This window comes from Arthrobacter sp. Hor0625 (genome assembly GCF_052567525.1).
Genome location: NZ_CP199586.1, coordinates 249,212 through 264,801, shown reverse-complemented (window position 1 = coordinate 264,801; position 15,590 = coordinate 249,212). Strand labels below are relative to the sequence as shown.

The 15,590-nt window shown below is 69.7% G+C and carries 5 protein-coding genes; all 5 read left to right on the top strand.

The genetic code is table 11. The features are described 5' to 3' along the window. Positions 1-123: 123 nt before the first annotated feature. The 5 genes from ACTWLI_RS01195 to ACTWLI_RS01175 all read left to right on the top strand — a co-directional run bounded on the left by ACTWLI_RS01195 (position 124) and on the right by ACTWLI_RS01175 (position 15,586). Positions 124-1,041: a biotin--[acetyl-CoA-carboxylase] ligase gene (locus ACTWLI_RS01195; RefSeq protein WP_445154909.1), complete on the top strand. Its 918-nt coding sequence runs from the start codon at positions 124-126 to the stop codon at positions 1,039-1,041. Next, positions 1,034-1,639, top strand: coding sequence for a PH domain-containing protein (locus ACTWLI_RS01190; protein ID WP_445154908.1), 606 nt, complete (start codon positions 1,034-1,036; stop codon positions 1,637-1,639). Before ACTWLI_RS01195 ends, ACTWLI_RS01190 begins: the two co-directional genes overlap by 8 nt. Next, positions 1,629-2,966, top strand: a complete 1,338-nt coding sequence (locus tag ACTWLI_RS01185) for an adenylate/guanylate cyclase domain-containing protein (protein ID WP_445154907.1) — start codon at positions 1,629-1,631, stop codon at positions 2,964-2,966. Before ACTWLI_RS01190 ends, ACTWLI_RS01185 begins: the two co-directional genes overlap by 11 nt. Positions 2,967-3,118: 152 nt before the next feature. Further along, entirely contained in the window at positions 3,119-9,304 is a 6,186-nt protein-coding gene (locus ACTWLI_RS01180) for an Ig-like domain-containing protein (RefSeq protein WP_445154906.1), read from the top strand. Positions 9,305-9,469: 165 nt separating this feature from the next. Next, on the top strand, positions 9,470-15,586 hold the full coding sequence (locus ACTWLI_RS01175) for an Ig-like domain-containing protein (protein ID WP_445156083.1): 6,117 nt from the start codon (positions 9,470-9,472) through the stop codon (positions 15,584-15,586). Positions 15,587-15,590 lie beyond the last annotated feature (4 nt).

Sequence of the window (15,590 nt, the reverse complement as noted above, 5' to 3'; positions counted from 1 at the left end):
GGTCCGACGCCGGAATTCCACGGCGTTTCGGCCCGACGCGCCGGTGGTTGCGGTCCAACGTGGGGCAGTTCCGCGGCGCAGGGTCCGGCGCCGCGGCGGCAGTTCCTCGGTAGGATTCAAGGCATGGAAGCCGCGCAGGAGACCCCGGACCGTCCGCCCCTGAACCAGGACGCGCTCGGCGACGCCGCTTTCCTCGCCGGGACCGGAATCCCGCAGCTGACCGTCGTGGAGACCACCGGCTCGACGAACGCGGACCTGCTGCGCGGCGTCACCGTCGACCCGCGCGCCTGGCCGGACCTGTCCGTGCTCACCGCGGAGTACCAGAGCGCGGCGCGCGGCCGGCTGGAACGGCACTGGGAAGCCCCCGCCCGCAGCTCGGTGTCGGTCTCGATCGTGCTCCGTCCGGTCAACGCCGACGGGCGTCCGCTGCCGACCCAGAGCTACTCCTGGCTCTCCCTGCTGGCCGCGCTGGCGCTCCGTGAAACGCTGCAGGACACCGCCGGGCTCCCCGCCGAACTGAAATGGCCGAACGACGTCCTGGTCCGCGGCCGGAAAATCGCCGGCATCCTGGCCCAGCTCGGCCCGATCGGCGACGGCGCCGCGCCCCCCGTGGTGCTGGGCACCGGCCTGAACGTCACCCTCACCGAGGCGGAGCTCCCGGTTCCCACCGCCACCTCCGTGCTGCTCGAACACCCGGCGACGGCGGACCGGACCGAGCTGCTCAAGGGCTACCTGACCCGCTTCGCGGCCCTCTACCGCAGCTTCTGCGACGCCGACGGCGACCCGGCCGCCGGCCTGGCGGGCGGCCCGTCGCTGCACAAGCGGGTCGAACACGTCCTGACCACCCTGGGCAAACAGGTCCGCGCGCAGCTGCCCGGCGACCACGAGATCATCGGCCATGCCACCCGGCTGGACGAGTACGGATCCCTGCTGGTGGTGGATGCGGCCGGGCACGAACACGTGGTGACCGCCGGCGACGTCGTACACCTGCGCCCGTGGACCCCGCCCGGCGCGACCAGCGGCGAAAGCGGCTATGCGTAAAGAGCTTTTCCCGGGCGAGCAAGTGATCGTTGTGACCCGCCCGCAGCCCCGGACGCTGATTGCTCCGGCCCTGGTTTTCATCCTGGTCTCCGCCGCGACCGCCTTCGCCTGCGCCTGGATCCTGCGGGGCGGGCCGGCCCGGCTGATTCCGGCCGCCACACCGGACTGGACGCCCTGGCTGCTGGGCACGTGCCTGGCGCTGGCCGGCTGGGTACTGCTGGCCTACTGCCTGCCACGCGTGCTGGCCTGGCACGCGAGCCGGTACACCCTGACCAGCCAGCGCCTGATCGCCCGCCACGGCCTCTGGCGGCGGCGGGACCAACAGGTTCCACTGGCGGCGGTCCGTAATGTGGTCGTCGAACAGACCCTGCTCCAACGGTCCTTGCGCTCGGGGACTATATCCTTGGAAACCGGGCACCCGGGCGGTGCGGTGATTCCGGACGTTCCGGAGGTCATGACGTTCCGGGATTTCATCCTCGACGCGATCGAGGAACTTCCGCAGGACGACATGCAGGACGACATGCAGGGCGGCGACGCGCTGCACGGCCCGGCCGGCTGGCCCGATGACAGGAGAGAAGGTGGAAGAGATGAGCGCTGAGAACATGCACCCCGACGCCGGACTCCTCGCCGCCGAACCTTCTGACGTCCCCGACGCGGTGGTCGATCCTGCCGCCCTGGAGGCCGCCGTCCTGGAATCGATGCCCGATGACGACGGTGGCAGCGCGGATTCGTTCGACGCGCCCGACGCGCCCGACACTCACGACGCCGCTGACACGCCCGGTACCCCCGAGGATCCTGCCGGCTTCGGCGCGGAGGCCGACGAGGAGCCGGAACCAGCTTCCGACGCCGCAGCACCCGCCAGCCCGGCCCCCACCGGCACGCTCTCCGCCGACCGGCTGGCCGCCAAAGCCCTCGAACAGCGCCTGCTCGGCGGCGAACGCAAGCTGCGCCGCCGCGAGGTCGCCGCCGGAGCGGGATTGTCGCTGCTCTCCGCCCGCAAACTCTGGCGCGCCCTGGGCTTTCCCAACCTCGGGGACGAGGACGTGGCCTTTACCGAACGCGACCAGACCGCGCTGAACACCATCGTGGACCTCGTCCGCGCCGGCAAGCTCACCGAGGAAGCCGCCATCTCCGTCACCCGCGCCATCGGCCAGATGACGGACCGCATGGTGGTCTGGCAGATCGAGGCCCTGGTCGAGGACATGGTCCAAAAACAGGGAGTGACCGACGCCATGGCCCGCAAGCGGCTGGTCAGCGAACTTCCTTCGCTTGTGGACGCCCTGGAGGAAATGCTCGTCTACTCCTGGCGCCGCCAGCTCAACGCCGGGGTGCAGCGCCTGGCCGTCCGGGCCGAGGCCGGACTGGCCTCCAGCGAGGAAGGCCGCGAAGGCGACGAGGACGACGCCCCGCTGCCGCTGGCCCGCGCCGTCGGCTTCGCTGACTTGGTCTCCTACACCAGCCTGTCGCGCCGAATGAACGAAAAAACCCTCGCCCAGCTGGTGCAGCGCTTTGAGAACAAGTGCGCCGAGATCATCTCCGTCGGCGGCGGACGGCTCGTCAAAACCGTCGGCGACGAAGTCCTCTACATCGCCGAAACCCCCGCGGCCGGCGCCGAGATCTCGCTGGCCCTCTCGCAGGCCTTCAACGAAGACGAGATCCTGCCGCAGGCCCGCGTCGCGATGGTCTGGGGCCGGATCCTGTCCCGGCTCGGAGACATCTACGGGCCGACCGTGAACCTGGCCGCCCGGCTCACCGCCCTGGCCGACCCGGGCACGGTGCTGGTGGACTCCATGACCGCCGCGGCCCTCGACCACGACGAACGCTTCGTGCTGCTGCCCCGGGACGCGGAGAACGTCCGCGGCTTCGGCGAGATCCACCCGGTGGAGCTGCAGCGCGGCAGCGGTAAAGGCCTGGTCCTGGACTGACCGAACCCGTCACACCAGCTTCCCTGAGGGGTCCCCAGACCGGACCCGAGGGGTTTCTCAATTCGATAGCCAATATGCCATAGTCGGGGGTAGCAGCCCACGCAGCGGCACTCCACCGCGCCCAGGGCGTGACACCGGGGGACAGCAGAACCATGAACAGCATCCTCAATACCGTGCGGGCAAAAACACGCCCCGGCTTCCGTGCTGCCCGGCCGCAAGGCCGTCCCCGCCTGCCGCGCAACCTTCTGTCTGCTGCCGCTTTTGTGGTGGCGGGTGTGGTGTTGGTGGTGGCTGCGGTGTTGTATCCGGGGTTTAAGACCGCTGAGGTGGAGTTGAATGACGGCGGCGTGTGGGTGGTGTCGAAGTCGAAGAACGCGGTGGGGCGGTTGAATTATCCGTCGCGGGTTCTTGATGGTGCGGTGACGCCGGCGTCGACGTCGTTTGATGTGTTGCAGGATGCCGGGACCGTGTTTGTGGATGATGCTGCGGGTTCGACGTTGAACCAGGTGTCGGCGGCGCAGATGCGGCTGGGCGGGGATAAGAAGTTGCCGGGTTCGGCGGTGGTGAGTTTCGGGTCGAAGGTCATTGCGGTGACGGATCCGGGGCGTGGCCGGGTGTGGGCGTTGTCGCCCTCGACGGTCAATGGTTTTGATGAGGAGAATTCCGAGCCGGTGCTCTCGGGGTCGCAGGGCACCGTGTCGGCGGTGGGTTCCGATGACCGGATTTACAGCGCCGACCCGGTCTCCGGGCTGGTGACGGTGACGGCTGTGGACGCGGACGGTGCGGTCACGGAGTCGCAGGCCAGCACGTGGGAGGCCCTGAAGGGTGCCGGGAGCATCCAGTTGACCGTGGTGGGGGACCGGCCGGTGGTCCTCGATGCGGGCCGCGGCAAGTTGTTGTTGCCGGGCGGGCGCGAGGTGGCGCTGGCGGATGCGGCGGAGGCGCGGCTGCAGCAGCCGGGTCCGGGTGCGGATGCGGTGGCCGTGGCGACGTCGAAGGCGTTGGTTGAGCAGCCGCTGGACGGGTCGACGGCGAAGACCGTCACCTTTGGCGGGCAGGGGGTGCCGGCGGCTCCGGTGCAGCTGGCCGGGTGTGTGCATGCGGCGTGGTCGGGGGCGAATAAGTATGTCCGGGACTGCTCCAGCGATGCGGATGATAAGAATGTGGCGGTGCCGAAGGCGTCTGCGTCGCCGTCGTATGTGTTCCGGGTGAACCGGGACCTGGTGGTGCTCAACGATGTGAATTCGGGCAATGTGTGGCTGGTGAACCAGAACATGCAGCTGGTGAACAACTGGGACGACGTCATCCCGCCGCAGCAGACCTCGGACGACGCGGACCAGGACTCCGCCGACGAGGTGCAGCAGACCGTCCTGCCGGACCGCACCAAACCCAACCGGCCGCCCGCCGCCAAACCGGACACCTTCGGGGTGCGCGCGGGCAAGACCACCATCCTGCCCGTACTCGACAACGACACCGACCCCGACGGCGACATCCTCACCGTCCGCTCCCCGGAACCGCTCAAGTCCGGAACCCTCGCACCGATCTACGGCGCCACCGGCTTCCAGGTCAGCGTCGCTGCCGGCAAGACCGGCTCCGAGACCTTCAAATACACGGTCGACGACGGCCGCGGACTCTCCGCCGGCACCGACGTCACCCTCAACATCGTCCCGCCGGGGCAGAACACCGCGCCGAAGCAGAAACCGAACCGCAACACCACCCTCGTGGTGCAATCCGGGAAAGCGGTCAGCCAGAACATCCTCACCGACTGGACCGACCCCGACGGCGACGACCTCTTCGTCGTGGGCGCCTCCGGCAGCGACCCCCGCGACCAGGTCAAGGTCCGGCCCGACGGCCTGCTCAGCTTCCAGGACTCCGGCTCCGAACCCGGCCGCAAGCTCATCACCGTCACGGTCTCCGACGGCCGCTCCACCGCAGAGGGCAAGGTGGCGGTCGAGGTGCGCCCGGCCGGAGCCCTGCCGCCAATCGCCAACGCGGACCACCTCGTCGCCGTCGCCGGTGTCAACACCGTGATCTCCCCGCTGAAGAACGACTCGGACCCCCTCGGCGGCGCGCTCCGCCTCGCCCAGGTCACCCCGGACGGCAACTCCACCGCCACCATGGGCGCCGACCAGCAGACCTTCACCTTCAACTCCACCGCCCTCGGCGCCCACTACGTCAGCTACCTGGCCACCAACGGGCCGGCCAGCGCCCAGCAACTGGTCCGCGTCGACGTCGTCCCCGGCGGCGGCGACGGAGCGCCGGTCGCGGTCCGCGACACCGCACTGCTCCCGGCCGGCGGCAGCGTGCTCGTGGACGTGCTCGGCAACGACTCGGATCCCTCCGGCGGCGTCCTGGTGGTGCAGTCGGTCACCGCGGCGGACGGCCTGCCGCTGAGCGTCGCGGTCCTGGACCACTCGGTCGTGCGGATCACCGACATCCGCGCCCAGGGGCAGCTCAACGTCAAATACACGATCTCCAACGGGAAGGCGTCCGCCAGCGGCGAGATCGCCGTCCTGGTGGTCCCGGCGCCCGCCAAGTTGCAGGCCCCGCAGGCCAAGCCGGACGAGGCCACCGTACGCGCCGGCGACGTCGTGACCATCCCCGTGCTGGAGAACGACACCGACCCCAACGGCGGCCAGCTCAGCCTCGAACCTTTGCTGGCGCAAAAGCCGGACACAGCAGACGGCCGGATCTTCACCTCCGGCCGGACCCTCCGCTTCATCGCCGGCCCGGTGCCCAAAACGGTCTACGCCATCTACAAGGTCACCAACGCCTCCGGGCAGGCCGACTCCCAGCAGGTCGCCATCCGGATCCGGGCCCGCGACGATGAACGCAACACCCGGCCCGAACCGAAGAACCTCACCGCCCGCGTCGTGGCTGGCATGACCGTTCGGATCCCGGTGCCGCTGGACGGCATCGACTCCGACGGCGACTCGGTCCGGCTGATCGGCGTGGACAAGGCCCCCGCCATGGGCACGGCCCTGGTCAAGGACGGTTACCTCGAGTTCACCGCCGCGGGCAACGCCGCCGGCACGGACACCTTCAGCTACCGGGTCCGCGACCGGATCGGCGCCGAGAACACCGGCACCGTGATCGTCGGCATCGCCCCGCAGGAAACCAACAACCAGAAACCCATTGCCGTGGACGACGCCGTGGACGTCCGGCCCGGACGCAAGGTCGCCGTCGACGCCCTCGCCAACGACACGGACCCCGACGGCGACCCCGTCAGCCTGGTCCGCAACGGCTTCGAGGCCCGCCCCGAGCTCGCGGTCGAGGCCGCCGACGGCGGCAAGGTGCTGCTGACCGCCCCGGGCGCCGCCGGGAACGACAGCGTCAGCTACAAGATCCAGGACGACAAGAAGGCCCAGGGCAGCGCCGTCATCCGGGTCCGGACCAGCCCGGACGCTGCCCTCAAGGCCCCGGTGGCGAAGGACGACGTCGTCACCCCGGCCGAGACGCTCGGCAAGACCGCCGTCGACGTACCGGTCCTGAAGAACGACGAAGACCCCGACGGCGTCGCCGCTGACCTCAAAATTGGCCTGCCCGATGCCAACCCGAACGCCCGCGTGGCCGGGGAGGGCACCGTCCGCGTGGCGCTCACCGCGCAGGACCAGTTGGTGCCCTACACCGTCACCGACGTCGACGGCCAAAGCTCGACGGCGGTCATCTGGGTCCCCGGCCAGGGCGAACAGCACCCCACCCTGGCCAAGACCGACGTCGTCGAGGTGATGGCCGGCAAGGAGGCTACCCTGGACCTGGCCGAGTACGTCCGCGTCCGCGAGGGCCGCGCCCCGCGGATCACCCAGGTCGACTCCGTCAAGGTCCAGGGCGCCGAACCGGAAAACGTCGTCGCCCGCAACGGCGGCGCCCTGCGCTACGCGGCCCTCACGGACTACGTCGGCCCCGGATCGGTCACCTTCGAAGTCACCGACGGGACCGGGCCCGAGGACCCGCAGGGCCTGAAATCCACCCTCACCATCGTCACCAGGGTCCTGCCGGACCCCAACGCCAACCACCCGCCGACCTTCAGCGGCGCCACCCTCGACGTGCCCCGGGCCGATTCGGCGAGCCTGGATCTGGCGAACCTTGCCAAGGACGTGGACGCCGCCGACCAGGACAAACTCCGCTTCGAACTCGACGGCACCCTGCCCGAGGGCTTCACCGCCACCGTCCAGACCGGAACCCTGAAGGTCACGGCGGACGCCGGCAAGGCCGCCGGCTGGAAGGGCAGCATCCCGCTCAAGGTCACCGACGGCCGCTCCGACCCGGTCCGGGCCACCGTCACCGCCACCGTCACCGCCTCCAACCGGCCGATGCCCGTGGCCAACGAGGACGTCGTAGACAAGGCCAACGCCGGCAAGACCGAAAAGGTCAACGTCCTGGCCAATGACTTCAACCCGTTCGCCGACACGCCGCTGCGGATCGTCGCCGCCAGCGTGGAAACCGGAACCGCCGCCGGGCAGCCGGCGGTATCCGGCGATTCCATCACCGTCACCCCCGCCCCCGGGTCCAAGGGCGTCATGGTGGTCCGCTACACCGTGATGGACAAGACCGGGGACGTGTCCCGGCAGACCGACGGCCGGATCCGGATCACCGTCCGGGACAAACCCGACGCCCCCTCCGCGCCGTCCGCCACGGACGTCCGCAGCCGCACCGCCGTGCTCAAGTGGACCCCGCCGTCGGACAACGGCGCCGCGATCAGCAAATACACGGTGCGTTCCGGCAACGGCTTCAGCCAGGACTGCGCCACCACCACCTGCACCCTCACCGGCCTGACCAACGACGTCAAGTACGTCTTCACCGTCACCGCCACCAACGAGGTAGGCGACTCCGCCCCGTCGGCGGCGTCCAACGAGATCCGGCCGGACGAGAAACCCTCCCCGCCGGACGCCCCCACGGTTAAAGCCGGCGACAAGAACATGGTCATCACCTGGCCGGCCGCCAAGACCGAGGGCTCCGCCGTGAAGAACTACAACCTGGAAATCTCGCCGCCGCCGGCCACCGGAGTCGCCGTCAAGAACGGCGTGACCGGGCTGAACTACACCTGGCCCGGGCTGACCAACGGCGTGCGCTACAAGGTCCGCGCCCAGGCCGTCAACGAGCTCGGCCCCTCGGACTGGGGCCAGTACTCCGCCGAGGACAACCCCGCCGGTGTCCCGGCCGCCCCCGCCGCGCCGACGACGTCGGTCGCCTCCGCCGTCGGAACCTCCAACCAGCTCAAGGTGGACTGGAACGAACCGAACACCAACGGTGACGCGATCAGGAACTACTACGTCACCATGAGCGGCGGCGGCGGCGCCGCGCAAACCCAGGTGGTGTCCGGTACCGTCCGGACCGCGAACTTCACCGCCGCCAACTCAGAGGCGTCCTACAGCTTCACCGTCCAGGCCGAAAACAAGGCCGGCCGGGGCGCTGTCAGCGCACCGTCCGCACCCCGGCGTGCCACGGGCAAACTCGGCCAGGTCTCCGGCGTGAGCGCCACCGAGGCCAACACCGGCGGCGCCGGCCGGGCGCTGACCATTACCTTCCGCGAGCTCACCGCCGCCGAACGTAACGGCTCCGCCGCCTCCGAGGTGGGCTACACCTACCGGGCCAGCACGGGCCAGTCCGGACCGATCACGTCCGGCCAGACCGTCGGGGGATTCGCCAACGGCACCCCCACCACGGTCACCGTGACCGCCAACTCCACCGTCGCCCCCAGCTCGGATGCCAGCGCCGGGGCCAACGCCAACCCGTACGGCTCAACCGGCAGGCCGTCAGCGTCCGGGACCGACGGCGCCGAGAACCAGCGCAACCTGACACTGAACTGGGCCTCGCCGGACGCCGGCAGCCACGACATCGCCTACACGCAGATCAGGATCGACGGCGGCGGCTGGGAACGGGTAGCGGCCTCGGGCAGCCGCACGGTCAACACCAACGGTTTCAACGAGCGGCATACCATCGACGTCCAGACCGTCAACTCCCGCGGCACCGGCAGCCCGGTTGCGTCCGCGTCCGCCGCGTCCGGAGCCGAAAAGACACGGTGGACCACCCGGTTGAGTTCCGGGATGGACCGCAGCTGCACCGACCTGCCCGGCGCCACCTCCTACGACCCGGTGAAGCACACCTGCGACGGCCGGGGCGGCTACGACCGGCCGTGGATGTCCCAGTTCGACACCTTCGACGTCATGTGCTGGAAGCCACATGGCACCACCTACGGCGGCGACGGGCAGTGGTACTACATCATGCGCGGCTCCCCGAACCAGACCCGCTGGATCCAGTCCCTGCATACCACCATCGGCTCCCCGGCGCAGAGCGGCGTCCCGCTGTGCACCTTCCCGACCGGTGCCACGCCGTAGCGGCGCGGGCCCGCGGACGGGCCCAGCGGGCAGTCCTCCCCATCGCGCTCCCGGGCGTCGTTGGGTAGGCTGTCGCGGGACGTGGGGGCCTGATCTGAGGTCCGCCGGGGGAGCTACCACCGCAATTCTGAGGGAAAATCTGACGCTGTGACACGACTTTTTGCCATGCTGGGAACCAGGAAGCCGGGTTTGTCGACGCCGCGCCTGCGGGCGCGCCGCAACCTTTTGTCTGCTGCCGCTTTTGTGGTGGCGGGTGTGGTGTTGGTGGTGGCTGCGGTGTTGTATCCGGGGTTCAAGACCGCTGAGGTGGAGTTGAACGACGGCGGTGTGTGGGTGGTGTCGAAGTCGAAGAACGCGGTGGGGCGGTTGAATTATCCGTCGCGGGTTCTTGATGGTGCGGTGACGCCGGCGTCGACGTCGTTTGATGTGTTGCAGGATGCCGGGACCGTGTTTGTGGATGATGCTGCGGGTTCGACGTTGAACCAGGTGTCGGCGGCGCAGATGCGGTTGGGCGGGGATAAGAAGTTGCCGGGTTCGGCGGTGGTGAGTTTCGGGTCGAAGGTCATTGCGGTGACGGATCCGGGGCGTGGCCGGGTGTGGGCGTTGTCGCCGTCGACGGTGAATGGTTTTGATGAGGAGAACCTGGACCCGGTGGTGACGGGGTCGCAGGGCACCGTGTCGGCGGTGGGTTCCGATGACCGGATTTACAGCGCCGACCCGGTCTCCGGGCTGGTGACGGTGACGGCTGTGGATGCGGACGGTGCGGTCACGGAGTCGCAGGCCAGCACGTGGGAGGCCCTGAAGGGTGCCGGGAGCATCCAGTTGACCGTGGTGGGGGACCGGCCGGTGGTCCTCGATGCGGGCCGGGGGAAGTTGTTGTTGCCGGGCGGGCGTGAGGTGGCGCTGGCGGATGCGGCGGAGGCGCGGCTGCAGCAGCCGGGTCCGGGTGCGGATGCGGTGGCCGTGGCGACGTCGAAGGCGTTGGTTGAGCAGCCGCTGGACGGGTCGACGGCGAAGACCGTCACCTTTGGCGGGCAGGGGGTGCCGGCGGCTCCGGTGCAGCTGGCCGGGTGTGTGCATGCGGCGTGGTCGGGGGCGAATAAGTATGTCCGGGACTGCTCCAGCGATGCGGATGATAAGAATGTGGCGGTGCCGAAGGCGTCTGCGTCGCCGTCGTATGTGTTCCGGGTGAACCGGGACCTGGTGGTGCTCAACGATGTGAATTCGGGCAATGTGTGGCTGGTGAACCAGAACATGCAGCTGGTGAACAACTGGGACGACGTCATCCCGCCCAAAAACCAGTCGGATGACCAGGACCAGGAGTCCGCGGACAACAACACCATCAACGTCCTCCCGGACCGCACCAAGCCCAACCGGCCGCCGGAAACCCGGCCCGACGCCGTCGGCGTCCGCCCGGGCCGCACCACGGTGCTCTCGGTGCTGGACAACGACTCCGACCCCGACGGCGACGTGCTCACCGCCTCCCTCGCCGGAAACGGCCCCGACTCCGGGCAGCTGCAGAACATTTACGGCGGCACGGCGTTCCAGATCACCGTTCCGGCCGACGCGCAGCCCGGCACCGAAACCTTCGGCTACAACGCCGCGGACGGCCGCGGCCTCTCCGCCGCCGGCAGCATCACGCTCAACGTCGTGGGCCCGGATGAGAACAAGCCGCCGCTGTTCAAACGCGGCGAACCCACTACCATGCTGGTCGAGCAGGGCAAGGCGGTCAGCCAGAACATCCTCACCGACTGGACCGACCCCGACGGCGACGACCTGGTGCTGCTGGACGCCAAGGCGGACAACGACCAGGACCAGGTCAAGGTCCGGCGCGACGGACTGCTCAGCTACCAGGACGCCGGCGCCGCCCCTGGCAAGAAGACCGTCACCGTCACGGTCTGGGACGGCCGCGCCACCACCACCGGACGGGTCATCGTCAACGTCCAGCCCCCCGGAGCCCTGCAGCCGGTGGTCAACGCGGACCACGTCACCGCCGTCGTCGGCCAGGACCTCGTCATCGCCCCGCTGAAAAACGACGTAGACCCCAACGGCGGCGCGCTGCGCCTCGCCCAGGTCGAGGCGGCCGGAACCGCCCAGCTCGGCCCGGTGACCGACGGCGGGACCTTCACCTTCCGCAGCGACACCCCCGGGCCGGTCTACCTGACCTACATCGCCAGCAACGGCCCGCAAAGCACCCAGGGGCTGATCCGCGTCGACGTCGAATCCGGCAAGGACACCGGCGACCCCGTGGCCGTGCACGACGTTGCCCTGCTCCCGGCCGGCGGCAGCGTCCTGGTGGACCCGCTCGCCAACGACTCGGACCCCGCCGGGGGAGTGCTGGTGCTGCAGTCCGTGCAGTTGCCGGAGAACGCCACGGCCTCGGTCAGCGTGATCGACCACGCCGTGCTGCGGGTCACCGACATCAGCGGCAGCAAGGACCCGTTCATCTTCCGCTACACCATGTCCAACGGCACCAAGTCCGCCACCGGCAGCGTCTCCGTGGTCCCCGTCCCGGCCCCCGCCGTGGTCGAGGCCCCGCAGCCCAAACCGGACGAGGTGAACGTGCGCGCCGGCGACGTCGTCACCATCCCCGTCCTGGCCAACGACACGCACCCGCAGGGCGCCAAGCTGACCGTGGACCCGGTGCTGCCGCAGCCCGTCCCCGCCGCCGACGGCAAGAGCTTCGTCTCCGAAAACACGCTCCGCTTCATCGCCGGCGCCGTGCCCAAGACCGTCCGGGCCATCTACAACGCCGTGGACCCGCAGGGCCAGAAGAGCGCCGCCGCCGTCACCATCCACATCCTGCCGCTGGACGGAGCCGAAAACTCGCGCCCGCAGCCGAAGAACCTCACCGCCCGCGTCGTCGCCGGCGGCACGGTCCGGATCCCGGTCGAACTCGACGGGATCGACCCCGACGGCGACTCGGTCCAGCTCACCGGCATCGACAGCACCCCCTCGATGGGCACCGCCACCTCCGGCAGCACCTTCATCGACTTCACCGCCGCCGGCGACGGCGCCGGAACGGACACCTTCCGCTACAAGGTCGTGGACCGGCAGGGCGCCGTGAACACCGGCACCGTCACCGTCGGCATCGCCCCGCGCGGGGAAACCAACCAGAAGCCGACGCCGGTGGACGACACCGTCGCCGTCCGCCCCGGCCGGCAGATCGCCGTCGACGCCGCCGGCAACGACACCGACCCCGACGGGGACCCGATCCGGATCCTGACCAACGGCATCGAGGCCGCCGCCGAACTGCAGGCCACGGACAGCAAGCAAAGCGGCCGGATTATCCTGCTCGCCCCGAACCAGGAAGGCACCGTCAACGTACGCTACAAGGTCGCCGACGACCGGGGTGCCACCGCGCAGGCCGCCGTCGCCGTCAAGGTGCAGAAGAACGTGCCGCTGCAGGCCCCGATCGCCCGCGACGACCGGGTCACGTCCGCGCAGACGCTTGGCAAGACCGCCGTCGATGTGCCGGTCCTCAAGAACGACGAAGACCCCGACGGCGTCGGTGAAAACCTGAAGGTCGGCACCGAGGCAAAGACCGCCCGGCCCGGCCCCGACGGCACCCTGATCGTGGAACTGACCGAGCAGCCGCAGCTGATCCCGTACACCGTCGAGGACGTCGACGGGCAGAAGTCCACCGCGATCGTCTGGGTCCCCGGCCTGGGGCAGCAGGTCCCCACCCTGGCCAAGGACGAGGTCGTGGAAGTCGTCGCGGGCCAGTCCGTCACCGTGGACCTGAAGGAATGGGTCAAAGTGCGCGAGGGCCGCTCGCCGCGGATCACCCAGACGGACCGGATCAAGCTGATCGGCGCCGACGGCTCTGACCCCGTCGCCAACGGTGGCACCGCGCTGAAGTACACGGCCGGGAAGGACTACGCCGGCCCCGGCTCGCTGAGCTTCGAAGTCACCGACGGCACCGGCCCGGACGATCCGGCCGGCCTGAAATCCACGCTCAGCATCCGCACCAAGGTGCTTCCCGACCCGAACCGGAACAACCCGCCGGAACTGCTGGGCAGCCAGCTGGACGTGCCCGAAAGCGACACCGTCGTCACCGACCTGACACCGCTCACCACCGACCCGGACGACGGCGACGTGGAGAACATGAAGTACGAACTGGCCGGAAACGTCCCGGCCGGATTCAACGCGTCCATCGACGGCAAGACCCTCAAGGTGTCCGCCAAGGACGGCACCGAGGCCGGAGCCACCGGCGCGGTTCAGGTCGCCGCCAAGGACCGCCGCGGACTGGAAGCCACGGCGACCTACCAGCTGACGGCAACAGCCTCCAACCGGCCCAAGCCGGTGGCCAACGACGACGTCGAGCCGAATGCCGCCGCCGGCAAGCCCGTCACCGTTCCGGTGCTGGCCAACGACGCCAACCCGTTCCCGGAGACGCCGCTGAAGATCGTGGCGGCGACCACCGAGACCGGATCCGGGAACGTCGGGGTCGACGGCGGCAACGTCGTGGTCACCCCGGCCGAAGGTTTCTCCGGGACCATGGTGGTGTCCTACACGGTCGCCGACAAGACCGGCGACCCGTCCCGGCAGGCCACCGCCCGGATCCGGCTGACCGTCAAGGACAAGCCGCAGGCCCCCACGACGCCACTGGCGTCCAGCGTCGGTGACGGCACCGCCCTGCTGAACTGGACGGCGCCGGCGGACCGCGGCTCTCCGATCACCAAGTACACCGTCTATGGCGACAACGGCTTCCGGCAGGACTGCCCGGCCAACTCCTGCACCCTGACCGGGCTGACCAACAACACCAAGTACCACTTCCAGGTCACGGCAACCAACGCCATCGACGAATCCGAGCGGTCCCCGGCGTCGGCCGAGGTGCGCCCGGACGTCAAGCCGGATACCCCCGCCGCGCCGTCGCTGAAGTTCGGCGATAAGCAGCTCTCCGTCGCCTGGACCGCCCCCGCCTCCAAGGGGTCCCCGGTTAAGTCGTACGACCTGGAGATCTCGCCCGCACCGCCGGGCCAGAACGCGCAGCTCCAGAACCTGACCTCCACCAGCTACGTCTGGAAGGGCCTGGAGAACGGCGTGGCCTACAAGGTCCGCGTCCTGGCCCGCAACGACGCCAAGGAACCCTCCGAATGGAGTGCCTACTCGGCAGCGGAAACGCCCGCGGGCAAACCGGCCACCCCGGCGGCACCCAGTGCCACGGCCGCCCCCTCCGTCGGCACCCAGAGCCAGCTCAGGGTGAACTGGACGGCCCCGGACAACAACGGCGACGCCATCTCCTCCTACACGCTCACCACCTTGCGCGGCGGGGCCGTCGTGGCCACGCAACAGGGACTCACCGGGACGACGCAGAACGTCACGGTCGACAACTCCGAGTCTGACTACACCTTCACCGTCTCCGCGACCAACAAGGCCGGGACCTCCGGGACGAGCGCCCAGTCGGCAGCGGTCCGCGCGGTGGGCAAACCCGCTATGGTCAGCGCCCCGACGGCGTCCCTCGTGGACACCGCGGGCGACGGCGGAAAGATCAACGTCCGCTTCACGCCGCTCACCGCGGCGCAGCGCAACGGATCCAGCGAGTCGGAAATCACCTACCGGTACAAACTGACCTCGGGCAGCGGCAGCGGCAGCATCCGGGCCGGCGGCGAGGTTGTGGCGGCCCCCAACGGGACTGCCACCGCCGTCGTCGTGTGGGCCGTCTCATCGCGGAGTTCCAGCGCAGGTGACGCCAGCAGGCCCTCGAACACGGTCAACCCCTACGGGCTCGCCTTCGCCCCCAACGTCAAGGGCAGCGGCAGCGCCGGCCCCGGGGACAAGACCGTGTCCTGGACCTGGAACGAGCCCAACGGCAACGGGCGGGCGGTGACCGGCTACCAGTACAGCCTCGACGGCGGAGGCTGGCAGTCCACGCAGCAGCGCTCCTTCTCCAAGAGCGTGGGGTACAGCGAAACCCACACGCTGCGCGTCCGTGCCATCAGCGCCGGCCAGCCCGGCCGGATCGGCAGCGACACCTCCCGCAGCGGTGCCGAGCCGAAGCCGCCGCAGCCCACCTCATGGGACATCCGGGCTACCCCGGTCCGGACGTGCACGGAGCCCAACAGCGGCACCAACAGCTACCGGAACACCAACCCGGACAAGTGCATCAGCCCGGGCAAGTGGTTTGACACCGGTTATACGGCGCAGGCCGACCGCTACGTGGTGTGGAACGGCAGGGTCTGGTACCACCTAACCTCGGGCGCGGCCGACGGCAACTATGCCCGCGGCGACACCACCAGCCTCGGCACAAACCCGCCCGCGGGGATGCCGGGCCCCTGACCGC

Coding starts and splice junctions, on each gene's coding strand:
- ACTWLI_RS01195 (WP_445154909.1), top strand. CDS start 124: ATGGAAGCCGCGCAGGAGACCCCGGACCGTCCGCCCCTGAACCAGGAC.
- ACTWLI_RS01175 (WP_445156083.1), top strand. CDS start 9,470: ATGCTGGGAACCAGGAAGCCGGGTTTGTCGACGCCGCGCCTGCGGGCG.
- ACTWLI_RS01180 (WP_445154906.1), top strand. CDS start 3,119: ATGAACAGCATCCTCAATACCGTGCGGGCAAAAACACGCCCCGGCTTC.
- ACTWLI_RS01190 (WP_445154908.1), top strand. CDS start 1,034: ATGCGTAAAGAGCTTTTCCCGGGCGAGCAAGTGATCGTTGTGACCCGC.
- ACTWLI_RS01185 (WP_445154907.1), top strand. CDS start 1,629: ATGAGCGCTGAGAACATGCACCCCGACGCCGGACTCCTCGCCGCCGAA.